General features: G+C 75.9%; 26 protein-coding genes, 1 tRNA gene, 1 other RNA gene and 1 pseudogene. 13 read left to right on the top strand and 16 right to left on the bottom strand.

From position 1 onward, the window contains the following. Positions 1–2,756: pyruvate dehydrogenase (acetyl-transferring), homodimeric type (aceE, locus tag AC5FZL_RS06235; protein WP_493617700.1), on the bottom strand; the 2,756-nt coding region annotated here is incomplete at its 3' end. Positions 2,757–2,929: 173 nt separating this feature from the next. On the opposite strand from aceE, the gene AC5FZL_RS06230 reads away from it, so the two are divergent. Next, entirely contained in the window at positions 2,930–3,352 is a 423-nt protein-coding gene (locus tag AC5FZL_RS06230; protein ID WP_493617699.1) for a YjbQ family protein, read from the top strand. Here the strand turns inward: AC5FZL_RS06230 and fdhD are convergent. Next, positions 3,337–4,239 (bottom strand): formate dehydrogenase accessory sulfurtransferase FdhD, encoded by a 903-nt coding sequence (gene fdhD / locus AC5FZL_RS06225; RefSeq protein WP_493617698.1) that lies wholly within the window; start codon positions 4,237–4,239, stop codon positions 3,337–3,339. The genes AC5FZL_RS06230 and fdhD overlap by 16 nt on opposite strands. 179 nt (positions 4,240–4,418) lie before the next feature. On the opposite strand from fdhD, the gene AC5FZL_RS06220 reads away from it, so the two are divergent. The 7 genes and pseudogenes from AC5FZL_RS06220 (at position 4,419) to AC5FZL_RS06190 (ending at position 8,219) form a co-directional block, all read left to right on the top strand. After that, positions 4,419–4,841 carry a DUF3052 domain-containing protein gene (locus AC5FZL_RS06220; protein WP_493617697.1) on the top strand — a complete coding sequence of 141 codons (423 nt, stop codon included), beginning with the start codon at positions 4,419–4,421 and terminating at the stop codon, positions 4,839–4,841. Between the two features lie 115 nt (positions 4,842–4,956). Next, positions 4,957–5,029 (top strand) — tRNA-Val (locus AC5FZL_RS06215). A 46-nt stretch (positions 5,030–5,075) separates the two neighbouring features. Then, positions 5,076–6,266, top strand: coding sequence for a Nif3-like dinuclear metal center hexameric protein (locus AC5FZL_RS06210; protein WP_493617696.1), 1,191 nt, complete (start codon positions 5,076–5,078; stop codon positions 6,264–6,266). Next, complete coding sequence (locus tag AC5FZL_RS06205; protein ID WP_493617695.1) at positions 6,263–7,021, top strand: zinc ribbon domain-containing protein; 759 nt, start codon at positions 6,263–6,265, stop codon at positions 7,019–7,021. Before AC5FZL_RS06210 ends, AC5FZL_RS06205 begins: the two co-directional genes overlap by 4 nt. Beyond that, positions 7,021–7,482: pseudogene (locus AC5FZL_RS06200) on the top strand (reverse transcriptase-like protein); the annotation flags it as partial. The gene AC5FZL_RS06205 and the pseudogene AC5FZL_RS06200, both read left to right, overlap by 1 nt. A gap of 123 nt (positions 7,483–7,605) precedes the next feature. Beyond that, on the top strand, positions 7,606–7,812 hold the full coding sequence (locus AC5FZL_RS06195) for a DUF1737 domain-containing protein (RefSeq protein ID WP_493617701.1): 207 nt from the start codon (positions 7,606–7,608) through the stop codon (positions 7,810–7,812). Beyond that, a complete protein-coding gene (locus AC5FZL_RS06190) occupies positions 7,809–8,219 on the top strand; it encodes a rhodanese-like domain-containing protein (RefSeq protein WP_493617694.1) in 411 nt (136 codons plus the stop codon). The genes AC5FZL_RS06195 and AC5FZL_RS06190 overlap by 4 nt, the downstream gene beginning before the upstream one ends. A 6-nt stretch (positions 8,220–8,225) precedes the next feature. On the opposite strand, the gene AC5FZL_RS06185 is transcribed toward AC5FZL_RS06190, so the two are convergent. The 4 genes from AC5FZL_RS06185 to AC5FZL_RS06170 all read right to left on the bottom strand — a co-directional run bounded on the left by AC5FZL_RS06185 (position 8,226) and on the right by AC5FZL_RS06170 (position 11,922). Beyond that, positions 8,226–9,374 carry an ArsB/NhaD family transporter gene (locus AC5FZL_RS06185; protein ID WP_493617693.1) on the bottom strand — a complete coding sequence of 383 codons (1,149 nt, stop codon included), beginning with the start codon at positions 9,372–9,374 and terminating at the stop codon, positions 8,226–8,228. Between the two features lie 24 nt (positions 9,375–9,398). Further along, positions 9,399–10,178, bottom strand: a complete 780-nt coding sequence (locus AC5FZL_RS06180; RefSeq protein WP_493617692.1) for a YaaA family protein — start codon at positions 10,176–10,178, stop codon at positions 9,399–9,401. An 11-nt stretch (positions 10,179–10,189) separates the two neighbouring features. After that, the gene (locus tag AC5FZL_RS06175; RefSeq protein WP_493617691.1) at positions 10,190–11,638 is read right to left on the bottom strand and encodes an HNH endonuclease signature motif containing protein; all 1,449 of its coding nucleotides are present in this window, start codon (positions 11,636–11,638) and stop codon (positions 10,190–10,192) included. A 74-nt stretch (positions 11,639–11,712) separates the two neighbouring features. Then, positions 11,713–11,922, bottom strand: coding sequence for a hypothetical protein (locus AC5FZL_RS06170; RefSeq protein WP_493617690.1), 210 nt, complete (start codon positions 11,920–11,922; stop codon positions 11,713–11,715). Between the two features lie 151 nt (positions 11,923–12,073). Between AC5FZL_RS06170 and rnpB the strand changes: the two genes are divergently transcribed. Next, positions 12,074–12,460, top strand: an RNA gene (rnpB, locus tag AC5FZL_RS06165) — RNase P RNA component class A. Positions 12,461–12,495: 35 nt separating this feature from the next. Here rnpB and AC5FZL_RS06160 read toward each other — a convergent pair. The 4 genes from AC5FZL_RS06160 to AC5FZL_RS06145 all read right to left on the bottom strand — a co-directional run bounded on the left by AC5FZL_RS06160 (position 12,496) and on the right by AC5FZL_RS06145 (position 15,525). Next, a complete protein-coding gene (locus tag AC5FZL_RS06160; protein WP_493617689.1) occupies positions 12,496–13,464 on the bottom strand; it encodes a GGDEF domain-containing protein in 969 nt (322 codons plus the stop codon). Between the two features lie 191 nt (positions 13,465–13,655). Beyond that, entirely contained in the window at positions 13,656–14,726 is a 1,071-nt protein-coding gene (locus AC5FZL_RS06155; protein WP_493617688.1) for a CDP-glycerol glycerophosphotransferase family protein, read from the bottom strand. Positions 14,727–14,807: 81 nt separating this feature from the next. Next, complete coding sequence (locus AC5FZL_RS06150; protein WP_493617687.1) at positions 14,808–14,981, bottom strand: CsbD family protein; 174 nt, start codon at positions 14,979–14,981, stop codon at positions 14,808–14,810. 112 nt (positions 14,982–15,093) lie between these two features. After that, entirely contained in the window at positions 15,094–15,525 is a 432-nt protein-coding gene (locus AC5FZL_RS06145; protein ID WP_493617686.1) for a hypothetical protein, read from the bottom strand. Positions 15,526–15,810: 285 nt separating this feature from the next. Here AC5FZL_RS06145 and AC5FZL_RS06140 point away from each other — a divergent pair, with 285 nt between their 5' ends. Beyond that, on the top strand, positions 15,811–16,416 hold the full coding sequence (locus AC5FZL_RS06140; RefSeq protein WP_493617685.1) for a hypothetical protein: 606 nt from the start codon (positions 15,811–15,813) through the stop codon (positions 16,414–16,416). Positions 16,417–16,434: 18 nt separating this feature from the next. On the opposite strand, the gene ppgK is transcribed toward AC5FZL_RS06140, so the two are convergent. Next, entirely contained in the window at positions 16,435–17,259 is an 825-nt protein-coding gene (ppgK, locus tag AC5FZL_RS06135; RefSeq protein ID WP_493617684.1) for a polyphosphate--glucose phosphotransferase, read from the bottom strand. Between the two features lie 19 nt (positions 17,260–17,278). Further along, entirely contained in the window at positions 17,279–18,193 is a 915-nt protein-coding gene (gene map / locus AC5FZL_RS06130; RefSeq protein ID WP_493617683.1) for a type I methionyl aminopeptidase, read from the bottom strand. Between the two features lie 81 nt (positions 18,194–18,274). On the opposite strand from map, the gene AC5FZL_RS06125 reads away from it, so the two are divergent. After that, entirely contained in the window at positions 18,275–18,463 is a 189-nt protein-coding gene (locus tag AC5FZL_RS06125; protein ID WP_493617682.1) for an SPOR domain-containing protein, read from the top strand. Between the two features lie 27 nt (positions 18,464–18,490). Here AC5FZL_RS06125 and AC5FZL_RS06120 read toward each other — a convergent pair whose 3' ends face one another. From AC5FZL_RS06120 to AC5FZL_RS06105, 4 genes are all read right to left on the bottom strand, one after another. Next, positions 18,491–19,492 carry a TIGR03557 family F420-dependent LLM class oxidoreductase gene (locus AC5FZL_RS06120; protein ID WP_493617681.1) on the bottom strand — a complete coding sequence of 334 codons (1,002 nt, stop codon included), beginning with the start codon at positions 19,490–19,492 and terminating at the stop codon, positions 18,491–18,493. 88 nt (positions 19,493–19,580) lie between these two features. Then, complete coding sequence (gene panB, locus AC5FZL_RS06115; RefSeq protein WP_493617680.1) at positions 19,581–20,429, bottom strand: 3-methyl-2-oxobutanoate hydroxymethyltransferase; 849 nt, start codon at positions 20,427–20,429, stop codon at positions 19,581–19,583. Beyond that, positions 20,422–22,233 carry an NAD+ synthase gene (locus AC5FZL_RS06110; RefSeq protein WP_493617679.1) on the bottom strand — a complete coding sequence of 604 codons (1,812 nt, stop codon included), beginning with the start codon at positions 22,231–22,233 and terminating at the stop codon, positions 20,422–20,424. Before AC5FZL_RS06110 ends, panB begins: the two co-directional genes overlap by 8 nt. Before the next feature lie 48 nt (positions 22,234–22,281). Next, on the bottom strand, positions 22,282–23,817 hold the full coding sequence (locus AC5FZL_RS06105; RefSeq protein ID WP_493617678.1) for an MFS transporter: 1,536 nt from the start codon (positions 23,815–23,817) through the stop codon (positions 22,282–22,284). A 62-nt stretch (positions 23,818–23,879) separates the two neighbouring features. Here AC5FZL_RS06105 and glnA point away from each other — a divergent pair, with 62 nt between their 5' ends. Both glnA and AC5FZL_RS06095 read left to right on the top strand, forming a co-directional pair. Next, on the top strand, positions 23,880–25,226 hold the full coding sequence (gene glnA / locus AC5FZL_RS06100) for a type I glutamate--ammonia ligase (RefSeq protein WP_493617677.1): 1,347 nt from the start codon (positions 23,880–23,882) through the stop codon (positions 25,224–25,226). 27 nt (positions 25,227–25,253) lie between these two features. After that, positions 25,254–25,518, top strand: a 265-nt coding sequence (locus AC5FZL_RS06095; protein WP_493617676.1) for a type 1 glutamine amidotransferase family protein, incomplete at its 3' end; no start/stop codon positions are given.

Here is a 25,518-nt window from a genome sequence, read left to right as displayed (position 1 = left end):
TCGCCGCCCGCGTTGCCGGTGGTGCCGGCGGTCACGTCGTCGAGGCGGTACTGGGCGTACGCCTTCGCCGGCAGGCCGGCGTCCACCTCGCCCCGGCGGGCCAGGGTGCGCAGCGCCTGGTAGGCGACGCTCGGCCCGTCGACGTGGAAGTGCCGGCGCGCGGCGGGCCGGGTGTCGGAGAGCCCGAACCCGTCGGTGCCGAGGGAGACGAACTCCTGCGGCACGTACTGCCGGATCTGGTCCGGCACCGCCCGCATCCAGTCGCTGACCGCGACCACCGGGGCGTCGGAGTCGCCGAGCTGGCGCGCGACGAACGGCACCGGCGCCTCCTCCTCGGGGTGGTCGAAGGAGTGCGCGTCGCAGTCGAGCCCGTCGCGGCGCAGCTCGTTCCACGACGTCACGCTGAAGACGTCGGCCCGGACGCCGAAGTCGTCGGCCAGCAGCTGCTGCGCCTCCAGCGCCCACGGCACGCCCACGCCCGAGGCCAGCAGCCGCACCTGCGGCTCCCCGCCCTGCGCCGGGGAGATCCGGTGGATGCCGCCGAGGATGCCCTCGACGTCGACGCCCTCCGGCTCGGCCGGCTGCACCATCGGCTCGTTGTAGACCGTGAGGTAGTAGAAGACGTTCGGGTCGCGGCGCGGGTGCTCCTCGCGGCTCTCCGCGCCGTGCATGCGCTCCAGGCCGTCCTGGACGATGTGCGCGATCTCGTAGGCGTAGGCCGGGTCGTAGGCCACGACGGCCGGGTTGGTCGCCGCCAGGAGCAGCGAGTGGCCGTCGCCGTGCTGCAGGCCCTCGCCGGTCAGCGTGGTGCGCCCGGCCGTGGCCCCCAGCAGGAAGCCGCGGGCCATCTGGTCCGCCGCCGCCCACAGCTGGTCGCCGGTGCGCTGGAAGCCGAACATCGAGTAGAAGATGTAGACCGGCAGCATCGGCTCGCCGTGCGTGGCGTAGGACGTGCCCGCGGCGGTGAAGGCCGCCACCGAGCCGGCCTCGTTGATCCCCAGGTGCAGGATCTGGCCGCTCGTGGACTCCTTGTACGCCAGCATCAGCTCGCGGTCGACGGAGACGTACTGCTGCCCCATCGGGTTGTAGATCTTGGCGGTCGGGAAGAACGAGTCCATCCCGAACGTGCGGGCCTCGTCCGGGATGATCGGGACCACGCGGGGCCCGAACTCCTTGTCGCGCATGAGGTCCTTGAGCAGGCGGACGAACGCCATCGTGGTGGCGATCTGCTGCTTGCCGGAGCCGCGCTTGACCGAGGTGTAGGCGCTCTCGCCCGGCAGCGACAGGGCCTTGCCGGCGGTGCGGCGGCTGGGCACGTACCCGCCGAGCGCGCGGCGGCGCTCCTGCAGGTAGCGCACCTCCTCGGCGTCCTCGCCCGGGTGGAAGTACGGCGGGGCGTAGGGGTCGGCCTCGAGCTGGGCGTCGGTGACCGGGATGCGCAGGCTGTCGCGGAAGAGCTTGAGGTCCTCCAGCGTCATCTTCTTCATCTGGTGGGTCGCGTTGCGCCCGGCGAAGTGCGGCCCGAGGCCGTAGCCCTTGATGGTCTTGGCGAGGACGACGGTGGGCTTGCCGTTGCGCTCCATCGAGCGCGCGTAGGCGGCGTAGACCTTGCGGTAGTCGTGCCCGCCGCGCTTCAGGTTCCACACCTCGTCGTCGCTGAGGTGCTCGGCCAGCGCGCGGGTGGCGTCGTGCTTGCCGAAGAAGTGCTCGCGGACGTAGGCGCCGTCCTCGGTCTTGAAGGTCTGGTAGTCGCCGTCCTTGGTCTCGTTCATCAGGCGCACCAGGTCGCCCCCGGTGTCAGCGGCCAGCAGCGGGTCCCAGTCGCGGCCCCAGACGACCTTGATGACGTTCCAGCCGGCGCCGAGGAAGAACGACTCCAGCTCCTGGATGATCTTGTGGTTGCCGCGGACCGGGCCGTCGAGGCGCTGCAGGTTGCAGTTGACGACGAACGTGAGGTTGTCGAGGCCCTCGTAGCCGGCCAGCTGCAGCAGGCCGCGGCTCTCCGGCTCGTCCATCTCGCCGTCGCCGAGGAACGCCCAGGTGTGCTGGTCGGAGGTGTCCTTGATGCCGCGCCCGTGCAGGTACCGGTCGAACTGGGCCTGGTAGATCGCGTTCGCCGGGCCGATGCCCATGGAGACCGTGGGGAACTCCCAGAAGCCCTTCATCAGCCGCGGGTGCGGGTAGGAGGGCAGGCCGCCGCCCGGGTGCGAGAGCTCCTGGCGGAAGCCGTCGAGCTGGTCGGCGGACAGGCGGCCCTCGAGGAACCCGCGGGCGTACATGCCGGGGGAGGCGTGGCCCTGGAAGAAGACGTGGTCGCCGCCGCCGGGGTGCTCGGGCCCGCGGAAGAAGTGGTTCAGGCCCACCTCGTACAGCGTCGCCGAGGAGGCGTAGGTGGAGATGTGGCCGCCGACGCCGATCCCGGGGCGCTGCGCGCGGTGCACCATGACCGCGGCGTTCCACCGGTTCCAGGCGCGGTAGCGGCGCTCGACCTCCTCGTCGCCGGGGAAGTCGGGCTCCTCCTCCGGCGGGATCGTGTTGACGTAGTCGGTGGAGAGCAGGCCCGGCACCGGGGCCTCGCGCTCGCGCGCGTGGGCCAGGGCGCTGCGCAGCACGTACGACGCGCGCTCGGGCCCCCGCTCGTCGAGGAGGCCGTCGACCGACTCCAGCCACTCGCCGGTCTCGCCCGGGTCGGCGTCGGGGAGGTGCAGCGGTCCGGTGGCGCCGCCTCCGGTGTGCGCGTCGTCGCGTCCTGCCACGTCAGGCCTTCCTCAGGTCGTGCCGTCCCCGCGGCGGATGGCGCCGCAGGGGCCTCGGGGGCTGCGGCGGCCCGGGTGGGGTCGTCGGCGGCCCGTGCCGGGACGGCCCCATCCTGCCCCGTGGCCGGCGCCGGCGTCACCACGACCCCGCGGTCCGCGCCTAGCCTGTGCCGGTGCGCACCCTGGAGCTGCAGGTCCGGACCGGTGATGTCGAGCGCGTGGTGGACCTGACCAGCCGCTGCGCGGACTTCCTGCGCGAGGTCGGCGCCGGGGACGGGCTGCTCAACGTCTTCGTGCCGCACGCCACGGCAGGGGTCGCGGTCCTCGAGACCGGCGCGGGCTCGGACGACGACCTGCTCGCCGCCCTGGCCGAGCTGCTGCCCCGTCGCGGGCCGGGCGGCGGGGGCTGGCGCCACCGCCACGGCAGCCCCGGGCACGGGCGCGACCACGTGCTGCCGGCGCTGGTGCCGCCGTCGACGACGCTGCCGGTGGTCGGCGGCGAGCTGGCCCTGGGCACCTGGCAGTCGGTGTGCCTGGTGGACACCAACGTCGACAACGCGGTGCGGACGGTGCGGCTGTCCTACCTGGCGGGCTGAGCGAGGCCCGGGGCCGGCGGGGCGGGCGGCGCAGCGCCCGCCTCGGCCACGACGACGCGCTCGGGGTGGGTGTAGAGGTTCATCCGGGGGTCGCGCACGAAGCCGGCGAGGGTGAGCCCCGCCTCGGCGCACAGCTCGACGGCCAGCGACGACGGCGCGGAGACGGCCGAGAGCACCGGGACGCCGGCCGACCAGGCCTTCTGCGCCAGCTCGAACGAGGCGCGCCCGCTGACCTGCAGCACCGTGCGGCGCAGCGGCCAGCCGAGGTCGCGCGCCGCCCGGCCGAGCACCTTGTCGACGGCGTTGTGCCGGCCGACGTCCTCGGCCAGGGCCAGCAGCTCGCCGGCGGCGGTGAACAGCCCCGCGGCGTGCAGGCCGCCGGTGCGGTCGAAGACCTTCTGGGCGCTGCGCAGCCGCTCGGGCAGGGAGAGCAGCAGGGCGGCGTCCACCCGCACGTCGTCACCGGTGACGTCGAAGGCGGAGCGGCGGCGGACGGCGTCGATGCTCGCCGAGCCGCACACGCCGCACGCGGAGGTCATGCCGAAGGTCCGCCGGCCCTCCAGGTCCGGCGCGGGGACGCCCGGGCGCAGCGCGACCTCGACGACGTTGAAAGTCGGCTGGCCGTCCTCGCCGAGGTCGGTGCAGTGCATGGCGGTGAGCACGTCGTCCGCCGAGGCGATGAGGCCCTCGGTGAGGAGGAAGCCGATCGCCAGGTCGAGGTCGTCACCCGGCGTCCGCATCGTCACCACGACGGGCTCGCCGCCGACGCGCACCTCCATCGGCTCCTCGGCGGCGAGGGTGTCCGGGCGGCGCACGACCCGGCCGGAGCCGGTCTGCGCCGAGAGGTCCAGGCGGACGACGGGCGTGCGGGAGGTCACTCGGCCCATCCCGGCAGGGTACGCGCGAGGGTCGTCCGACGGGCTCCGCACGGGTGGTGCGCACAGCACCCCTCGTGGCGGAGTCCCGTTCCGGGCGCGGTCGCGGTACCGTCGCCACCCGCGCTGCGGCACGGGGGCGTGACTCGTGGTCACGCGCGGACAGGACTCGAGCGACCAGGAGGACCAGGGTGAGCGCGACCGCGGGGCCCGCGGCGGACAGCGCGGCGAGCCGGCTCGGCGTGCGCGCCGGCCAGGCGGTGCAGGAGCTGGGCTACGACGACGACGTCGACCACGACCTCCGGGAGGCCGTCGAGGCCCTCACCGGCGCGCCGATGCTGGACGAGGAGGACCAGGAGGTCGTCGACGTCGTCCTGCTCTGGTGGCGCGAGGGCGACGGCGACCTGGTCGACGCCCTGGTCGACGCCCTCACCACCCTCGCCGAGGACGGCGTCGTGTGGCTCCTGACGCCGAAGGCCGGACGACCCGGCCACGTGCCGCCCTCCGACGTGGAGGAGGCCGCGCCCACCGCCGGCCTGCACGCGACGAGCACCATCAAGCCGTCGTCGGACTGGACGGCCACCCGGCTCCTCAGCGGGCGCCGCAGCCGCTGAGCCCGCGCGAGCGGCGGATGCGCCCGAGCAGGCCCCACGGCGGGCGACCGTGGGCCACAGTGACCTCTCGCCACGGCCGCCGCTGGGTGCACCCCGGCGGCCGTGGCGCTCGCCCGGGCCTGTAGCTCAGCTGGTAGAGCACCGCGCTTACACCGCGGACGTCGTCGGTTCGAACCCGGCCGGGCCCACCGAGCGCGCACCAGCCCCCTCCGCCACCCCGGTAGCGTGGCTGGCGTGACCAGCCGTGAGACAGCGACCTCCAGGGCGCCGACGGTGGCCGAGGTCGTCGCCGTGCTGGAGGAGCTCTACCCGCCCCGGTGGGCGGAGGGCTGGGACGCCGTCGGGCTCGTGGTCGGTGACCCCGACGCCGTGGTCGAGCGCGTCCTGCTCGCCGTCGACCCGGTCTCCACCGTGGTCGAGGAGGCCGTGGCCTCCGGCGCCGACCTGCTGCTCGTCCACCACCCGCTGCTGCTGCGCGGGGTCTCCTCGGTCGCCGCGACCACGCCGAAGGGGCGCGTCGTCCACGACCTCGTCCGCGCCGGCTGCGCCCTGTACGCCGCGCACACCAACGCCGACTCCGCCCGCCCCGGCGTCTCCGACGCCCTGGCCCGCGTCCTCGGGCTGACCGACCTCGTGCCGCTCTCGGCCGCCCCGGTCGAGCCGCTCGACAAGGTCGTGGTCTTCGTCCCGCTCCCGCACGCCGAGGCCGTCACCGACGCGCTCGCTGCCGCCGGCGCGGGCTCGGTCGGCGCCTACGAGCGCGTGGCCTGGACCTCGACCGGCACCGGCACGTTCGTGCCCGGCGCCGGCGCGCGGCCCGCGATCGGCGAGCCGGGCCGCCGCGAGGACGTCGCCGAGGCGCGCGTGGAGGTCGTCGCCCCGCGGCACCGCCGGGAGGCGGTGCTCGCCGCGCTGCGCTCGGCCCACCCCTACGAGGAGCCGGCGTTCGACGTCCTGGAGATGGCTCCCTGGTCGAGCCCGCGCGGCCTGGGCCGGGTCGGCTCCCTGGAGCGCCCCATGGCGCTGCGCGCGTTCGCCGAGGTCGTGGCCGCGGCGCTGCCGGCGACGGCGGGCGGCGTCCGGGTCGCCGGCGACCCCGACGCCCCGGTCTCGCGGATCGCGGTCTCCGGCGGCGCGGGCGACAGCCTGCTCGGCGCCGCGCGGGCCAGCGGCGCCGACGTCCTCGTCACCGCCGACCTGCGCCACCACCCGGCGTCCGACGCCCGCGAGCTCGCCGGCGACGGCCCGCCCTTCCTCGTCGACGTCGCGCACTGGGCCAGCGAGTGGCCCTGGCTGCACGGCGCCGCCGAGCGCCTCACCTCGACCCTGGCCGAGCGCGGGCTGCGCGTGAGCACCGCCGTCAGCGCACGCCGCACCGACCCGTGGACGTTCCACGTCCCCAGCACCGAAGGGACCACCCGGTGACTCCTCCCACCGCACCCGTCGCCGACCAGCTCCGGCTGCTGGAGGTCCAGAACCTGGACACCCGGCTCGCCCAGCTGCTGCACCGCCGCCGCACGCTGCCCGAGCACGCGGCCCTGGCCGAGCTCGAGGCCCGCGCGGCCTCGCTGCGCGACCGGCTCGTCGCCGCCCAGATGGTCGCCGGGGACGTCGCCCGCGAGGCGGCCCGCGCCGACGCCGAGGTCGAGCTCGTGCGCGCCCGCGCGCAGCGCAACGCCGCCCGCCTCGCCGGGGGCGAGGGCAGTGCGAAGGACCTGCAGGCGCTGCAGAAGGACTCCGAGGCCCTCGCCCGGCGCCAGAGCGACCTCGAGGACCTCGAGCTGGAGGTGATGGAGCGCCAGGAGGAGGCGCAGGCTGCGGTCACCGCGCTGGAGGCCGAGGCCGCGGCCCTGGACGCCGAGCGGGCCGGGATCGTCGCGCGCCGCGACGCCGCGCTGGCGGAGATCGACGCCGAGGGCCGCTCGGTGCAGGCGGTGCGCGCGGGCTCGGTCCTCGGGCTCGACCCCGCCCTGCTCACCCTCTACGACAAGGTGCGCGCGGCCGAGGGCGGCCTGGGCGCCGCGCCGCTCGTCGGCGAGCGCTGCGGCGGCTGCCGGCTGCAGCTGACGCCGGTCGAGCTGGGCCGGGTGCGCGCGGCGCCCCCGGAGGCCGTGGTGCGCTGCGAGGAGTGCGGCCGCATCCTCGTGCGGACGCCGCAGGCGCAGGGGGAGGTGCACTGATGGCCCCGCCCCCCGGCCGCAGCGGGCGCCAGCTCGTGGTCGAGGCCGACGGCGGCTCGCGCGGCAACCCCGGACCGGCCGGCTACGGCGCCCTCGTGCGCGACGCCGAGACCGGCGTGGTGCTCGCCGAGGCCGCTGCCTCCATCGGCAGGGCGACCAACAACGTCGCGGAGTACTCGGGCCTGCTCGCGGGCCTGCAGGCGGCGGCGGAGATCGACCCGGACGCCCAGGTGGAGGTGCGGATGGACTCCCGCCTCGTCGTGGAGCAGATGTCCGGCCGCTGGCAGATCAAGCACGAGGACATGCGCCGCCTGGCCCGCCAGGCCCGCGACGTCCTGCCCGCCGGCCAGGTGCGGTACTCCTGGGTGCCGCGCGCCCGCAACGGCCACGCCGACCGGCTGGCCAACGAGGCGATGGACGCCGCGGCGAAGGGCCGCACCTGGGAGCGGCGCACCACCGCGGAGCAGGCCCTGGAGAGCGCCGCCGACGCGCTGCTCGCCGCCGACGACGCCCTGTTCGACGCACCCGCCGAGAACACCGAGAACACCGAGAGCCCCAAGACCCCCGAGACCCGCGAGGCCCCCGTGGACGAGACCCGCCTGCGCTACCGGCTCCTGACCGGCACCGACGACCGCGCGTTCTGCGAGCGGGTCAGCGAGGCCCTCGCCGAGGGGTACGTCCTGCACGGCGACCCGGCGGCCACCTTCGACGGCACGCGCGTGGTGGTGGCCCAGGCCGTCGTCCTGCCCGGCGCGGAGGTCGCGCGGGCGGCGGCGAGCCGGCGCTCGTGAGCCGCGCCGGCGACCTCACCCCGCAGCAGGCCTGGGAGCTGCTGGCCGCCGACCCGGACGCCGTCCTCGTCGACGTGCGCACCCGGGCGGAGTGGGCGCTGGTGGGCGTGCCCGACCTCAGCGCGCTGGGCAAGCGCGTCCTGCCCCTGGAGTGGGTCTCGCTCGACGGGCGGCCCAACGAGGCCTTCGTCGACCAGCTCGCCGCCGCGGGCGTGCCCGCCGACGCCCCGGTGGCGTTCCTGTGCCGCTCGGCGCACCGCTCCGTGGACGCCGCGGAGACGGCCGCCGCGGCCGGGTACGCCCGCGCCGTCAACGTCCTCGACGGCTTCGAGGGCCCGGTGGGCCCCGGCGGCCACCGCGACGTCGCCGGGTGGAAGGTCGTCGGGCTGCCCTGGCGCCAGTCCTGAGAGGGGTCACGAGGTCGCGGCGAGCGCGAGCACCGAGGCCAGCACCGCCACCGGGGCCAGCAGCGCGCCGCGCGCGACGAACCGCCCCCACCGCACCGGGACGCCGGCCTCGCGGCAGCGCGCCGCCCACAGCAGCGTGGCGAGCGAGGCCCACGGCGCGATGACCGGGCCGACGTCCACGCCGACGAGCACCGCCACGACCGACGCGGGCGGAGCCCCCGCGAGGGCGGGCTGCAGCGCCAGGTAGGCGGGGAGGTTGTTGACGGCGTTGGCGGCCAGCGCCGCGGTGGCCGCCAGGCGCAGCGACTCGCCCGCGATCGCGGGCTCGCTCGGCCCGGCGAGGTCGGTCAGCAGCGCGGTGAGCCCGTGCTCGCCGAGCGCCGCGACGAGCAGGAACAGGCCCGCGACGCCGGCCGCGAGCGGCAGCGGCACGAGGGACCACCGCAGCGCCCCGGGGCGCCGCCAGGCCGTCAGCGCGGCGAGGACGGCGGCACCGGCCGCGGCGACCGCCCACGGGGGCAGGCCCGCGGCCAGGGCGGGCAGGACGACCAGCACCGTGGCGGTGGCCGCGCGCAGGAGGACGGGGTCGTCCACCTCCACCGGCGGCGGCAGCTCGTAGCCGCTGCGCAGGTCGCGGCGGAAGAGCAGGGCGAGCAGGGCCGCCGTCGCCGCCGTCGCCGCCAGCGCCGGGGCCCACGTGAGCCCGGCGACGGCGAGGGTGCCGCCCGGCAGCTCCTCGGCGGCGAGCAGGTTCGTGAGGTTGGAGACCGGCAGCCACAGCGAGGCGGTGTTCGCGAGCCACACGCAGGTCAGCGCCAGCAGCTCGGCGGGGGCGCCGGTGCGCCGGGCGACGGCGAGCACCACGGGGGTGAGCAGGACGGCCGTGGTGTCCAGGGACAGCACCGCGGTGGAGGCGGTGGCCAGGACGACGACGAGCAGCCACAGGCGCCAGGTGCGCCCGCCGCCGCGGCGGGCGGCCCACCCCGCGGCCACCTCGAACACCCCGGCCGACCCCGCCAGCCCGGCCAGCGCCGTGACCGCCACGAGGAAGACCAGCACCTCCCACGTCCGCGCCAGCAGCGCGGCGGCGGCCTCGGCCGGCAGGACGCCGGTGAGGACGACGGCCGCTCCGGCGGCGGCCAGCAGCCAGCGCACGCGCTCGTCCCTGCCCCTGCCGGGTCAGTCGCGGACGACGACGTCGAGGGTGCGGGCGCGCCCCGGCGCGGCAGGCACCAGCTCGGCGGGGAAGGCCTCCGCGACCGCGGCGGCCAGCGCCACGGCGTCCGCGGGCACGGGCCCGGGGCGCACGAGCAGGTGGCGGGCGACCTGCCCGCGGGTGTGCTTGGCCATGTGGGAGACGACGCTGCGCCGCCCGTCGCGCTCGCGCAGCACCCGCAGCGCCACGACCCGCTCGGCGAGGCCGCGCGGCGGCCGCCAGGCCGCGGCGTAGGTGGAGGACCGGGCGTCGACGACGACCTGCCCGGGCTCGGCGGCGAGCGCGTCGAGCACGGCCGGCAGGTGCTGGCGCCAGAACGCCGGGAGCGGCCCGGTGCCGGGCAGGTCGGTGCCCATCGAGAGCCGGTAGGCGGGCACGGCGTCGCTCGGGCGCAGCAGCCCGTAGGCGGCGGAGGTGACGAGCACCTCGGTGGCGGCCCGCGCTGCGGCGTCGGGCGGGAGGCCCGGCAGGTCGAGGGCGTCGTAGAGGACGCCGGAGTACAGCTGCGCCACGGGGAGGGCGGGCTCGGTGCGCCAGCGGCTGTTGCGCTCGACCTCGCCCGCCAGGGACGCGCCCGTGCCGAGCACCTCAGCGGCCGTGGAGGCGGAGCTCACCTCCTCCAGCGCCGTGAGCACCTGGGCGCGGGCGCCGGTGAGCTCGGGGCAGGACAGGGCCGAGAGGTCCAGCGGGGAGCCGGTGGTCGCGGCGCGCTTCCGCTCGGACGGGGGGAGGAGCAGGAGCACGGGCGAGGACTCTAGGCGGCCAGGCCGGCTGGCCCGACGAGCGGCTCGGCGGACGGCTCGGCAGGTGGCCCGACGGGTGGAGGGTCGAGGACGTCGGGAGCGCGCTCGTAGGTGTGCCCGGTGCGGGTCGTCCAGGTCGTCGCGCCCGGCGCGTCCGCGCTCGCTGCGGCCGTCATCCCTCGGGCCGAGTGCTTCATGAGGTGGTGGTACCGGCACAGCGGGTGGAGGTTGCTCGCGCTCGTCGGCCCCTGCGGCCAGGGGAGGAGGTGGTCGGCGTCGCCGCGCCAGGCGGGCTGCCCGCAGCCGGGTGCGGCGCAGGCGGCGTGCCGGTGGGCGACCAGCTCGGCCAGCAGCGGCGAGGGGCGGTAGCGCTGCTCCTCGGTGCCCACCGCCACCCCCGTGGTGGGGTCGGTGAGGATCCGGCGCCAGGTGGCGTCCTGGGCGATCCTGCGGGCCGTCGCGGCCGGGATCGAGCCGTGCCCCCGCAGGACGCCGGGGGCGTCGTCGAGGCTGAGCAGCGTGGTCGCGGGCACGGTCACGTGCACCACCGGGCGGGAGGCGGCCGTGCGCGCGACGGGGCCGTGGGCGCCCTCCAGCACGTCGACGGCGATCTGGTGCAGCGCGTCGAAGCGCCAGGCCGCGAGGGTCGTGCCGTCGTCCGGGCCGGTCTCGCCGGCGGCTCGGCGCAGGCTGCGGGCTCGGGCGTCGATGGCCTGGAAGATGGTCTCGACCTGGTCGGCCGGCCCGCGGACCTGCGTGCAGGCCGTGGCCTCCGGCTCGGCCCACCGGTGGACGCTGCGCTCGGCGCGACGGGCCTCGGCGCGCTCCTCGGCGCTCGCGGGGTCGGCCGCGATGATGGCCGCCTCGAGGCGCCGCCGCAGGGTCGCCACCGTCGTCCGGCCCGCCGTGGGCAGCACCTGCTCCTGGGCCGCCGCGGCCACCGCGTCGGGCACGGCGGCGAGCCGGTCGACGATCACGGCGGCGCGGGCGGCGTCCAGCAGACCGTCGTCGAGGGCCGCCAGCACGGCCGCGCGGGGGCCGGTGAGCTGGCCGGCCCGCCACACGAGCGCCGAGGCCTCCGACGGCGTGAGGCGCAGCCGGGCGCCGACCTCGGTGTCGGTCCACGGGCGCGTGCGGCCCTGGGCGGCGGCCACGGGGTCGTCCACCGCGAGCGCACCGGCCTCGGCGCGCCACCGCGCGTCCAGCGCCGCCAGGGCACGTGCGCCGAGGGCTGCGGCGCCCGCCGCGAGGCGCTCCGCCGCCGCCACCGCCTCGACGAGGACGGCGTCCGAGGTCGTGCCGTCGTCGAGGCCGGTCAGCGGGCGCAGGGCGCTCAGCGCCGTCCAGAGCGCGGCGCCCGGCGCCATCCCGGCCAGCGCGAGCGCCGACTCGTCGTCCACCCCCGCCAGGCAGGGGTCCAGGGGGAGCCGCCCGGCGGCGTCCTCGCACGTCTCGAACACGTGTACGACTCTAGAGCGCCGGAGCGACCCACCGCTGGCGCTGTCCACAGGCCCCGTGGCGCGGGGCCGCCACGTCAGCCGCTGAGGCCCTGCACCAGGGCGAAGACCCCGACGACGACGATCAGGGCGCCGCCCACCCGCTGCATCGCGCGGTGCTGGCGCTCCGGTGCGGTCCGTCCGTGGTTCTTGTACAGCGTGACCCGCGACCCGCCGAGCAGGCCGAGCAGACCGGCACCGCCCACGAGGATCGCCGCGACGCCGAGGACGACGGGGATGATCTCCATGGCCGCACGCTAGGGCTGGGGTCCTCTTCTGCCACCGGACGCGCTGGGTGGACGTGCCAGGGCTGCTCACGCAGCGGCATCCGGTGACGCTGGGTGGCGAGTCCGGTGCGCTGCCAGCGGTGCCCACGAGCCACTAGGCTGGGGCTGCGGACGAGTGAGCTGGGCGGTCGCGTCAGCGCTCCGGGGAACCGGGGTGCTGCCGAGGAACGTCCGGGCTCCGCAGGGCAGGGTGGTGGGTAACACCCACCCGGGGTGACTCGCGGGAAAGTGCCACAGAGAACAGACCGCCACGCGCCTCGGCGCGCGGCAAGGGTGAAACGGTGGTGCAAGAGACCACCAGCACCCCCGGTGACGGGGGTGGCTCGGCAAACCCCACCCGGAGCAAGGCCAGACAGGGAGCGTTCGAGGGCTGCCCGCCCGAGCTCCCGGGTAGGCCGCTGGAGGGCGTCGGCAACGGCGTCCCGAGATGGATGGCCGCCACCCGTGGCCGGGTGACCAGCCACGGGGACAGGACCCGGCGTACAGGCTCACTCGTCCGCACCACCCGCGCCCACGAGCGCCGGGTCCTCAGGATCAGCTCGGCGCGGGCGCCGCCTCCTCGGGCAGCGCTCCGGCGCCCCGCCGCCGCGACCGCTTGTGGGCGTAGAGGCCGGCATCGGCGCGCGCGAGCAGCTCGGACAGGGCCTCGGTGCCCGAGGAGGTCGCCGCGCCGGCGCACCACGCCGTCGCGTGGCAGTCGGCGAGGCGCGCCAGCAGCGCCTGCGCCTCCTCCGCGTCGGTGGCCGGCAGGGTGAGGGCGAACTCGTCGCCGCCGAGGCGCGCCAGCACGTCCGAGCCCCGCAGGAGCGGCGTCCAGCTGGCGGCGAGCTCGCGCAGGAGCGCGTCGCCGGCGGCGTGGCCGTGGGTGTCGTTCACCGCCTTGAAGCCGTCGAGGTCGAGCACGACCAGCGTCAGCGGCTGCCCGCTCGCGTGCGCCCTCCTGAGGAGGGAGCCGGTCTGCTCCTCCCAGGCGCGGCGGTTGGCCAGCCCGGTGAGCGGGTCGGTCGAGGCCGCCGCGTGCAGCCGTCGCACCAGGCGCCCCTCGACCTCGCTGACGCACACCGCCGTCACGACGACGACCGCCCAGGGGACGAGGACGCCGGCCGGCACGCTGAGCGCGACCCCGGCGCTGGTGACCACCACGAGCACGGCCACGTGGGCCCGGCGCGCGGCCGGGGGCAGGAAGTGCGCGGCGTAGAGGGACAGGGCGATCACGACCGGCCCCAGGCCCACGACGCCCACCGCCGTCGCCGACCGGGCCGCCACGAGGGCCACGAGGACGGACAGCGCCCCGAGCCCGGTGTGCACGGTGGCCGCCGCGCCGCGCTCGCCGGCCAGCCGCAGGCCCGCGGCCGCGACGACGCCGGTGCAGCCCAGCGCCCACAGCAGCCCGACCGGGGTGCCCTCGTCGAGCGGTCGCGCCGCGCCCACGAGGCACAGGGCGCCGGAGACGGCGTAGAGCAGGGCCAGCACCGACACCGCCGTCCGCCGTGGTCCCTGCACCGCTCTCCCTGCTCTCGGGTCGTGGAGCCGTCGGGACATCGTGGCGCAGCGCCCGGCGCGGTGCCTCAGGCGGCCTGGGCGAGCACGTGGTCCTCGCTCGGGCCGACATAGGACTGCCCGCAGCCGGGGACACGGTCAGGGCGCCCCCGCGGCCATCGGCACGCAGCGGCCCGGGGTTGACCGGGACCGCCTCACCGGCCCCGCAGCAGGAGGTCGAGCACGCGGTCGGTCGCGCGCCCGTCCTCCAGGGAGCAGTAGAGGTCCTGGAACGCGGTGTAGCGCTCGGCGTAGCGGGTGCGGACGCCGTCCAGGTCGGTCAGCGCGTCCAGGACCTCGCCCGGGGTCTGCACGACCGGTCCCGGGGCGTCGGGCACGAAGTCGAAGTACAGGCCGCGCACGGAGTCGCGGTAGGCGTCGAGGTCGTAGGCGTAGAAGACCAGCGGCTTGCCGGTGACGGCGAAGTCGAACATGGTCGAGGAGTAGTCGGTGATCATGACGTCGGCCGCGAGGTAGAGGTCGCGCACGTCGGGGTAGTACGAGACGTCGCGCACGCCCGGGCCCTCGAGCGGCGCCATCCGGCTGGTCATCATGTAGTGCAGCCGGGGCAGCAGCACCCAGTCGGCGCCCATGCGCTCGACGAAGGCCTCGACGTCGAGGGCCAGCTCGATCTCGCCCTCGGCGTAGTAGGCGTCGTCGCGCCAGGTCGGCGTGTAGAGCACGGCCCTGGTGTGGTCGGCGATCCCCAGCGCCGAGCGCACCGAGGCCCGCCGCTCCTCGCGGTCGGGGGCCAGGAGGAGGTCGTTGCGCGGGTAGCCGGTCTCGACGACCTCACCGGGGAAGCGGAAGGCGCGGCGCAGCCGCTCGGTGCTGGCGCGGTTGGGCGAGAGCAGCACGTCCCAGCGCGCGACGTCGCGGTCCAGGCGGGCCAGGCGGTCGCCCGGCGCGGACATCGGCAGCACGTCGTGGTGGATCTTCTTCAGCGGGGTGCCGTGCCAGGTCTGCAGGTACAGGGCCCCGGGGGCCTTGGTCCACTCCAGCTCGGTGTGGGTGTTGGCGACGTGGACGTCCGCGGACTCCAGCGCCGCGATGCTCTCGGGGCTGCCGAGCTCGACCGTGGCGGCGTCCGCGGGGAAGCCGTGCTGGTGGGCGGGGTCGACCAGCCACACGTGCTCGTGCCGCGACCCCTGTTCCAGCAGCCGCTCGTAGACCGCCCGGGGGCTGTCGGAGAAGCGGCCGGCGAAGGAGTTGTAGACGAAGCGCATGAGGGTGTGTCTAACGCGCGCGGTCCACCGACGCACCCCCGGGGGGGTACGTCGGTGGACCGCGTGACGCTGGGTGGCGGGTCAGCCCTTGAAGGCGTCCTTCAGGTGCTCGCCGCGCTGCTTGAGGTCACCGGCGGCCTGGTCCTTGGTGCCCTCGGCCTGCAGCTGCTCGTCGCCGGTGTGCTCGCCGACGGCGGTCTTCGCCTTGCCCTCGGCCTGCTGGGCGGCGTTCTTCATCTTGTCGATGGCGCTCATGCGTCCTCCTGCGGTGGTCGGAAGGAGCGGACTCCCCGACGGTACGACCGGTTGCCGCGGGCCGCGCCCCGGGACGGTGCAGCCCCCCGGACGGCGCAGCCCCCGGACGGCGTCAGCGCGCCTCGCGGCGGCGGTGCAGGACGTCGAGGAGCAGCGTGCCGGCCGTGCCGAGCATGAAGACGTCCTTGGCGATGGCCTGGCCCTGCTCGGTCCAGGCCAGCGAGCCGGGCCTGCGCAGCCCGGGGGCGCGCAGGTAGAGCCCGACGAGGCCGGCCGAGAACCCGGCCAGCGCCCCGGCCGCGAGGCCCGTGGGCACCAGCGGCACGAGCAGCGCCGCGCCGAGGGCGATCTCGGCGCGCGAGAGGTTCTTGACGAACTGGGCCGGCGGGACGCTGCCCAGGAACGGGTAGGCCGCCGCGGCGAAGCCGTGCAGGCCCTGCGCGGCCTCCTGCGGAACGTCGCGCTTGCCGAGCCCGGAGTTGAGGACGTACAGGCCCGTCGCCACGCGAGCGGGCAGGTCGGACAGGGTGGTGGGACTGCGCACGGAGGGTCTCCTCGGGGTCGGGACGGTCCTCCCGACGCTAGCCACGCCCCGGGAGAGGCGCGAGGGGGTGCCCGGCTCCGGCCACGAGCTCCTCGGTGCGACACGGACGGCAGTTCTCCCGAAGTCCCGTGGCGGGGCGGGGCCGCGCACTAGCGTGGATCGCGAGCTCGAGACGCAGCGCCCGCGCACCGGCTGGGCGCCTCGACGCTGGAGGGGGAGCGACTCGTGGGACGACGGGTGCGGAGCAGGCGCGGGCCGCTCCACCTCGCCCACCCCGCTGAGGGCGTGGCCCTCGGCGTCGCCGGCCTCCTCGTCGCCGCGACGCTCGTCACCTCGCTCGGGGACCCCTCCGGCCCCGGCTCCTCGACCACCGCGTCGGACGCCGTCCCCTCGCCGCGCCAGACGCTCGTGGCCGCCTCGCGCGTGCTGCAGGTGGCGCCCGCCGCGACCGCCGACGGCTCGGCGCGGCACCCCGGCGCCCTGATCCTCGTCAGCCCCGCCGCGGACGGCGCCGCACCGACGGCGCCGGCCGCTCCTGCCGAGACCCCTCCGGCCACCGCGCCGACCGCTTCACCGACCGAGGCGCCTGAGCCGACGACCTCCCGGCCCTCCAGCGCCCCGACGCCGAAGCCCTCGCGGTCCGCCGGCGCCCCGGCGCCGTCGGAGCCGGCCGTGCCGACCCCGAGCACCACCGCGGCAACCCCGCCGCCCACGACGGACGAGAGCCCCGACCCGACCACGCCCGATCCGGACACCGACCCCGGCACCGACCCCGGGACCGGCACGGACCCCGGCACCGGGACGGGCACGGAGACCGGCGACGACTCCTCCTCGGAGACCACCACCGAGCTGACCGAGCAGCCCGCGACCGGGACGCCGGCCTCCGAGTAGCGCCCGACCGGCGTCCGGTCAGGCCCCGGCGGCGCCCCGCTCGGCGGCCAGCACCGCGGCGCCGACGATGCCCGCGGAGTTGAGCAGCTGCGCCGGCACCACGGGGGCGCGCAGGTCGAGCAGCGGCAGGTACTTGTCGTGCTTCTTCGAGACCCCGCCGCCGACGACGATGAGGTCGGGCCAGAAGAGGTCCTCCAGTGCGCCGAAGTAGCGCTGCAGGCGCTTGGCCCAGTCCTTGAACGACAGGTCGTCGCGCTCGCGCGCGGCGTCGGAGGCGCGGGTCTCCGCGTCGTGGCCGTCCAGCTCGAGGTGGCCGAGCTCGGTGTTGGGCACCAGGACGCCGTCCACGAGCAGGGCTGTGCCGATGCCGGTGCCCAGCGTGGCGACGAGGACGACGCCGCGGACGTCCTTCGCGGCGCCGTAGCGGGCCTCGGCGACCCCGGCCGCGTCGGCGTCGTTGACGACGTGCACCGCGTGCCCGGTCGCGGCGGCGAGCAGCGCGGCCACGTCGGTGCCGATCCAGGCGTCGTCGACGTTCGCGGCGGTGCGCGCCACCCCGTGCTGGATGACCGCCGGGAAGGTGACGCCCAGCGGCAGGTCGGTGGAGCCGCCCGGCAGCCCCTCGATGATCGTCGCGGTGAGGGAGCGCACCACCTCCGCCACGGCGTCGGGGGTGGAGGGCTGGGGGGTGGGCTCGCGCAGGCGCTCGGCGGCGAACTGCCCGAGCGCGAGGTCGACCGGGGCGCCCTTGATGCCCGACCCGCCGATGTCGACCCCCACGGCCAGCACCCCGTGGGTGCCGGTGCTCGAGCTGGGCCCGCCTGCTGCTGCGTCCGCGTTCACGCCCGGCACGCTAGCGGCGTCACGGGAGGGTCAGCACCTCGGCGCCGTCCTCGGTGACGAGCAGCGTGTGCTCGAACTGGGCCGTGCGCCGGCGGTCCTTGGTGACCACGGTCCAGCCGTCGTCCCACATGTCCCACTCGATCGTGCCGAGCGTGACCATCGGCTCGATGGTGAAGGTCATGCCGGGCTCGATCACCTCGGAGTGCTGCGGCGCGGAGTCGTAGTGGGGGATGACCAGCCCGGAGTGGAAGGCCGTCCCGATGCCGTGCCCGGTGAAGTCGTGCACCGAGCCGTACCCGAAGCGGCGCACGTAGCTCTCGACGACCCGGCCGATGACGTTGACCTCCCGCCCCGGCCTGACCGCCGCGATGCCGCGCTCCAGCGCCGTGCGGGTGCGCTCGACCAGCAGCCGGGACTCCTCGTCGACCTCGCCGACGCAGAAGGTCGCGTTGTTGTCGCCGTGCACGCCCACGCCGTCGAGGACCATGTAGCCGGTGATGTCGACGTTGACGATGTCGCCCTCGACCAGCACGGTCGAGTCGGGGATGCCGTGGCACACCACCTCGTTGACGCTCGTGCAGCACGCCTTCTGGAAGCCCCGGTAGCCGACCGTGGAGGGGTAGGCACCCGCGTCGCAGAGGAACTCGTGCGCCACCCGGTCCAGCTCGTCGGTGGTGACGCCGGGCGCGACGCTGCGGCCCACCTCCGCCAGCGCCTGAGCGGCGACCCGGCAGACCACGCGCATCCGCTCGATCGTCTCGGCGTCCTTGACCTCGGGGCCGGTGAACGGGCGGGGCGCGGGCCGGTCGACGTACTCCGGGCGCGGCAGGTGCGCCGGCACCGGGCGACGGGGGCTCACCAGGCCGGGGCGGACGGTACCGATCGGCGCGGCGCTGGCGGGGGAGGCGAGCAGGGTCCCGGAGGGAGCGGACATGCGAGGAGCCTACGTCGGCGCGAAGATCACCCGGAGGGCGCGGCGAGCCCGCCGGGCCGTCGCCGAGCAGCAGGAGGAGCCGTGACCGATCACGAGACGTCGTTCTGGTTCGACGTCAGCACCGGGCAGGTCGACGAGGGCCACAAGGCCCCTGCCGCGAACCTCATGGGCCCCTACCCCACGCGGGAGGCGGCGCAGAAGGCGCTGGAGACGGCCCGTGCGCGCACCGAGGCCTGGGACGAGGAGGACCGCCGCCGCGCGGAGGAGTGAGCCCGCCCGGGGGAGCGAGCCAGCGGCTCAGCGCACGAGCTTGGGCAGGACGTCGCGGCCGAAGACCTCGATCCACCGCTCCTGGTCGCGCCCGACGTTGTGCAGGTAGACCCGGTCGAAGCCGAGGTCGACGAAGCGCTGGATGTAGGCGCGGTGCTCGTCGGGGTCCTCGGAGATCAGCAGCCGGCCCTCGAAGTCCTCCGGGCGCACGAGCTTGGCCATGGCCGCGAAGTCGTGCGGGGAGCGGATGTCGGCCTTGGGGAAGGCCATCCCGCCGTTGGGCCACTGGTCGAGCGCGTCGGCGAGGGCCTCCTCGCGGGTGGGCGCCCAGGCCAGGTGCAGCTGGAGGACCTTCGGCATGGCGTCCGGGTCCTTGCCGGCCTCGCGCGCGCCCTCGGCGAACCGGTCGAACAGGCCGCCGATCTTCTCCAGCGGTGCGCCGACGGTGATGATCCCGTCGGCGTGCTTGCCGGTGCGCTTGGCGTTGATCGGGCCGGCCGTGGCCACGAGCACCTCGGGCGCCTGCTCCGGCATCGTCCACAGCCGGGTGGACTCCATCTGGAAGTGCGTCCCGGCGTGCTTGGCCTCCTTGCCCGCCAGCGACGCCGTGAAGAGCTTCTTGATGACGTCGACCGCCTCGAACATCATCGCCGAGCGCTGGCCGGCCTCGGGCCAGTAGCCGCCCAGGAAGTGCTCGTTCAGCGCCTCGCCGGCGCCCACGCCGAGCCAGGAGCGGCCGGGGTACATCGCGGCCAGGGTCGCCGCGGCCTGGGCCACCACCGCCGGGTGGAAGCGGAAGGACGGGCAGGTCACGCCGGGCCCGAAGTCGCCGCGGGTGCGCTCCCCGACCGCGGCCAGCACCGACCAGACGAACGACGCCTCGCCCTGGGCGGGCACCCAGGGCTGGAAGTGGTCCGCCGCCATGCAGCCGGAGAAGCCGTGCTCCTCGGCGAGCGCGGTCAGCCGCACGGCCTCCGCGGGGGCGAACTGCTCCAGGGCGGCGGCGTAGCCGATCGTCAGGTCTGCCATGCCCGGAACGCTAGCCCTCGGAGCGAGGGCCCCGCTGGTCGGGCAGCCCACCGCGGCCCCGCCCCGTCACTGCCCCGTCAAGGGCCCGTCACTGCGCCAGGGACTGCTCCGGTCCGGGGAACGCGCGCGAGCGGACCTCGTCGGCGTAGGCGGCGGCGGCGTCGCGCAGCCCGGTGCGCAGGTCGGCGTAGGCCTTCGCCAGGCGCGGGACGGGGCTGGTGAAGCCGGCCATGTCGAGCCAGACGAGCACCTGCCCGTCGCAGCCCGCGCCCGCGCCGATGCCGATGGTGGGGATGTCCAGGGCCGCGCTGACGCGCTCGGCCAGCGGCGCAGGCACGACCTCCAGGACGACGGCGAACGCGCCGGCCTCCTGCAGCGCGAGGGCGTCGGCGAGCAGCTTCTCCCCGGCGTCCTGCCCGCGCCCCTGCACCCGCTTGCCGCCGAGGGCGTGCTCGGCCTGCGGGGTGAGGCCGAGGTGGCCCATGAAAGGGATGCCGGCGGCGACGACGGCGCGCACCTGGGGCAGCACCGAGGCCCCGCCCTCGAACTTCACCGCGTGGGCCAGGCCCTCCTTGAGGAAGCGGACCGAGGTGGCCACCGCCTGCTCGGGGGAGACGTGGTAGCTGCCGAAGGGCAGGTCGGCGACGACGAGGGGCCGCCGGGCGCCCGCCGTGACCGCCCGCACGTGGGGGAGGAGGTCCTCGACGGTCACCGGGATCGTCGTCTCGTACCCCATGAGGTTGTCGCCCATGGAGTCGCCGACGAGCAGGACGTCGATGCCCGCCTCGTCGAAGATCGCCGCGGTGAGGGCGTCGTAGGCGGTGAGCATGGTGATCGGCCGGCCGGCGTCCTTCATCTGGCGCAGGTGCTGCACGCGCACGCGCCTCACACCGATCGGGTGCTGGGCGGGCCGCTCGCTGGCCCGGGGCTCATCCACGCGACCGCTCCTCGCGCCAGTGGGTGGTGATGGGCAGGCGGCGGTCGCGCCCGAACGCGATCGCGCTGATCTTGGTGCCGGGGGCGAACTGCCGGCGCTTCCACTCCGCGCGGTCCACCAGGCGCACCACCTCGTCGACCGTGGTGGCGTCGAAGCCCGCCGCGAGCAGCTCTGACCGGCCCTGGGCGCCGACCACGTAGTGCTCGAGGAGGTCGTCGAGCAGCTCGTACGGGGGCAGGCTGTCCTGGTCGGTCTGGCCCGGGCGCAGCTCCGCCGACGGCGCCTTGGTGATCGAGGCCTCCGGGATCGGCGGCACCTGCCCGCGCTGCTCCGCGGCGGCGTTGCGCCAGCGGGCGAGCTCCCAGACGAGCATCTTCGGCACGTCCTTGAGCGGCGCGTAGCCGCCCACGGAGTCGCCGTAGAGGGTGGAGTAGCCCACCGCCAGCTCGCTCTTGTTGGACGTCGCGAGCACCAGGTGGCCCTCGGAGTTGCTCAGCGCCATGAGGGTCGTCCCGCGCACCCGGGCCTGGAGGTTCTCCTCGGCCACGCCGGTGAGCTGGACGCTGCCCGCCAGGCCAGCCGTGAACGCGTCGACCATCGGGGCGATCGGGACCACGCGGTAGTCCAGGCCGGTGCGCTGCGCGAGGTCGGCCGCGTCGTCGCGCGAGTGCTCCGAGGAGTAGCTGCTGGGCAGCGAGACGCCGGTCACGCCCTGCGGCCCGAGCGCGTCCACGCCCAGGGCCGCCACGACGGCGGAGTCGATGCCGCCGGAGAGGCCGAGCGCGACCCGCGAGAAGCCGTTCTTGCGCACGTAGTCGCCCAGCCCCGTGACCAGCGCCGCCCACACCTCCTCGACCTCGCCGAGGCGGTCGGCCTCCGGCGCGGGCAGCGGGTCGTAGGCCGGCACGGGCTCGGTGCTGAGCACGGTGCGCACGACGCCGGGGACGGCGTCCGCGGGCTCGTCGTGGCTCGGGTCCAGCGCCAGGTCGAGGTCGACGACGAGCAGCGCCTCGGCGAACTGGGGCCCGCGGGCGAGGACCTCGCCGTCGGCGCCCACCACGAGGGAGTCGCCGTCGAAGACGAGGTCGTCCTGGCCGCCGACGGTGTTGAGGTAGGCCAGCGGGCAGCCCGCCTCGGCCGCGCGGCGGCGCACCAGGGCCAGGCGGGTGTCGTCCTTGTCGCGCTCGTAGGGCGAGCCGTTGACCACCAGGAGCAGCTCGGCGCCGGCCTCGCGGGTCTTGGCGACCGGGCCGCCGTCCTGCCAGAGGTCCTCGCAGATCGCCAGGGCCACGTCGACGCCGCGCACCCGCACGACGGCGAGGTCGCGGCCGGGCACGAAGACGCGGAACTCGTCGAAGACGCCGTAGGTGGGCAGGTGGTGCTTGGCGTAGCGGGCCACCACCGCGCCCCCGTGCAGCACGGCCGCGCAGTTCTGCGGCATCCCCTTGGGCACCGCCGTGCCGCCGTGCTCGCCCTCGCCCTCGGGCAGGTCGCTCGTGTCGAGCTGGGTGGCGGCGTCGACCACCCGGTCGAGGTAGCCGACGACGACGGGCAGGTCGCCGGCGCCGTCCTCGGCGAGGTCGCGGGCCAGGGCCGCCAGCGCGTCGCGGGAGGCCTCGACGAAGGAGGACCGCAGCGCGAGGTCCTCCACCGGGTAGCCGGTGAGGACCATCTCGGGCAGGGCGAGCAGGTGCGCGCCGGCCGCCACGGCCTCGCGGGCGCGCTCGCGGACGAGGCGCGCGTTGCCCGCCAGGTCGCCGACGGTGGGGTTCACCTGGGCCAGGGCCAGGCGCAGCTGGGGCATGGGCCGAGCCTAGTGAGCCGCGCCGGTGCTGCTCGGCGGCCCGTCGGCTCAGTGGCCCATGGAGACGCGGTGGTCGGGGTGGGTGTGCGGCGCGTCGTCGCCGGCGCGGGCCTCGTCGGCCTCCCGCGCCGCGCGCGCGGTGTCGTCGCGGCGCTGGCGGCGGGTGTCGAGGACGGCGGGCACGAGGGCCAGCGCGATGAGCAGGGCCGTGACCCCCAGGGCGGCGCCGATCGCCGAGCGGCCCGAGCCGCTGCCGTCGAGGGCGAAGAAGACCGCCCCGACCACGGCGATGCCGGCCGCCGAGCCCAGCCGCTGGGTGGTCTGCAGCACGCCGCTGGCGCTGCCGGCGTCGCGCTGCTCGACCCCCGCGAGGGTGAGGGTGACGTTGGGGCTGACGACCATCCCGCTGCCCGCGCCGGCCACGAGCAGGGGCAGGGCCAGGAGCGGGCCGGTCCACCCGGCGCCCACCGCGGGTGCGAGCAGCTCGATGACGGCGATGCACGCGAGCAGGCCAGCGGTCACGAGGGCCAGCCCGGCGACGACCATCCGGCGGCCGTAGCGGTGGACGTTGCGGCCGGCCAGCGGTGCGCTCACCGCGCCGGCCACGGCGAACGGCGTCGTCGTCAGCCCGGCCTGCAGCGGGGTGTAGCCGAGGTCCTGCTGGAGGAACAGCGTGAGGACGAAGAAGATCGCCGTGAAGCCGGCGAAGTAGAGGGTGCCCAGCCCCGCGCCCGAGGTGAACGCCGCCTGGCGGAGCAGCCCGAGGCGCACGAGCGGCGTCCGCCCGCGCGCGGCGGTGCGCCGCTCCCAGGCCAGGAAGCCCGCGCCCACGACGAGGGCCAGCACCAGGCAGGCCAGCACGAGGGGCGTGCCGAGCACGCTGCGCTCCTGCAGCGGCAGGAGCACGAGGAGGACGGCGACGCCGAGCAGCAGCGACCCCGTCCAGTCCAGGCGCTGGTGCTGCCCGGAGGCCTCGTGCCGCAGCAGCCGCACCGCGAGGACCATCGCCACCAGCCCGACCGGGATGTTGACGAGGAAGACCCAGCGCCAGGCGTCGTCGCCGGGCACGAGCTGGAGGATGCCCCCGCCGATCAGCGGCCCCGCCGCCGTGGACAGGCCGATCGTGCCGCCGAAGAGCCCGAACGCCCGGCCGCGCTCGGGCCCGGTGAACAGCGACTGGATGATCGCGGTGATCTGGGGGTTGAGGACGCCCGCCCCCACGCCCTGCACGAGCCGGGCGAGGATCAGCGTCTCCGGGCCGGTGGCCAGGCCGCAGGCCAGGGAGGCCAGGAGGAACAGGGCCAGGCCGGCGAGGAACAGGCGCTTGCGCCCGGAGGAGTCGCCCAGGCGCCCGGCCGGGACGAGGGCGAGCCCGAAGGTCAGCGCGTACCCGGTGAGCACCCACTGCAGCTGGCTCTCCGAGGCGCCCACGCCCGCCTCGATCGAGGGCAGCGCCACGTTGACGATGCTCACGTTGAGCAGGCTCATGAAGCCCGCGACGAGGCACACGGACAGCACGCGCCAGCGGCGCGGGTCCGCTCCGGGAGCTGGTGGTGCCGGGTTCTCGGAGGGCTCGCGCGTCACGACTCACCATCGTCGTCGTGGCCGGGCCTCACCGCCCGCCGGGGACTGGCACGATGACGGCCATGGACAGGCAGCAGGAGTTCGTCCTCCGCTCGGTGGAGGAGCGCGACATCCGCTTCATCCGGCTCTGGTTCACGGACGTGATCGGGTCGCTGAAGTCGGTGGCGGTCGCCCCCGCGGAGCTCGAGGGCGCCTTCGCCGAGGGCATCGGTTTCGACGGCAGCGCCGTGGAGGGCCTGACCCGGGTCTCCGAGGCGGACATGCTCATGCGCCCGGACCCGACCACCTACCAGGTGCTGCCCTGGCGGGTGGACGCCCAGAGCGGCCAGGGCACCGCCCGGATGTTCTGCGACATCCTCACGCCCGAGGGGCAGCCCGCCGCCGCCGACTCCCGCCAGGTGCTCAAGCGCGCCCTGGCCAAGGCGGCCGACATGGGCTTCACCTTCTACACGCACCCCGAGATCGAGTTCTACCTGCTCAAGGACGACGCGTCGGCCACCGGCGTGCCGGTGCCGGTGGACTCCGGGGGCTTCTTCGACCACGTCCCGCGCGGGGGCGGCCAGGACTTCCGGCGCCGGGCGATCTCGCTGCTGGAGTCGATGGGCATCTCGGTGGAGTTCAGCCACCACGAGGGCGGCCCCGGCCAGAACGAGATCGACCTGCGCTACGCCGACGCGCTGTCCACGGCCGACAACATCATGACCTTCCGCACGATCATCAAGGAGGTCGCGCTCGAGCAGGGCATCTACGCGACCTTCATGCCCAAGCCCCTGGCCGGCCAGCCGGGCTCGGGGATGCACACCCACATGTCGCTGTTCGAGGGCGACCGCAACGCCTTCCACGACCCGGCCGGGCACTACCAGCTGTCGAAGACCGGCCGCCAGTTCATCGCCGGGCTCCTGCGCCACGCCCCGGAGATCACCGCGGTGACGAACCAGTTCGTCAACTCCTACAAGCGGCTGTGGGGCGGCGACGAGGCCCCCTCCTACGTCTGCTGGGGCCACAACAACCGCTCCGCGCTCGTGCGGGTGCCGCTGTACAAGCCGCGCAAGGGCAACTCCGCGCGGGTGGAGTACCGGGCCCTGGACTCCGCGGCCAACCCCTACCTGGCGTTCGCGGTGCTCCTCACCGCCGGCCTCAAGGGGATCGAGGAGGGCTACGAGCTCCCCGAGTCCGCGGACGACGACGTGGAGCGGATGACCGACGCCGAGCGCCGCGTCATGGGCATCAAGCCGCTGCCGGCGAGCCTGGACCGCGCCCTCGGGGTCCTCGAGGAGTCCGAGCTCGTGGCCGAGGCCCTGGGCGAGCACGTCTTCGACTACCTGCTGCGCGACAAGCGGGTGGAGTGGCGCCAGTACCGCGAGCAGGTGACCCCCTTCGAGCTGCGCCGCTACCTGCCGGTGCTCTGACCCGGTGAGCGCGCGATGGCTCCGCCGGTGAGCAGGGTCCTCGTCGTCCAGCACGAGGACGGCTGCCCGCTCGGGAGGCTCCCTCTGCCGGGCGTCGACGTCGACCTGCGCCGGCCCTACCGCGGGGAGGCGCTGCCGGGCGACCTGGCCGAGCACGACGGCCTGGTCGTCCTCGGCGGGCAGGTGGCGGCGTGGGAGGACGACGCCGCGCCCTGGCTGCCGGCCACCCGGGGCCTGCTCGCCCGGGCGGCCGCGGACGGCGTCCCGGCGCTGGGGATCTGCCTGGGGGCCC

The sequence above is a fragment of the Quadrisphaera sp. DVD1 genome (genome assembly GCF_058932755.1).
This window is presented reverse-complemented; position numbering and strand designations above follow the sequence as displayed.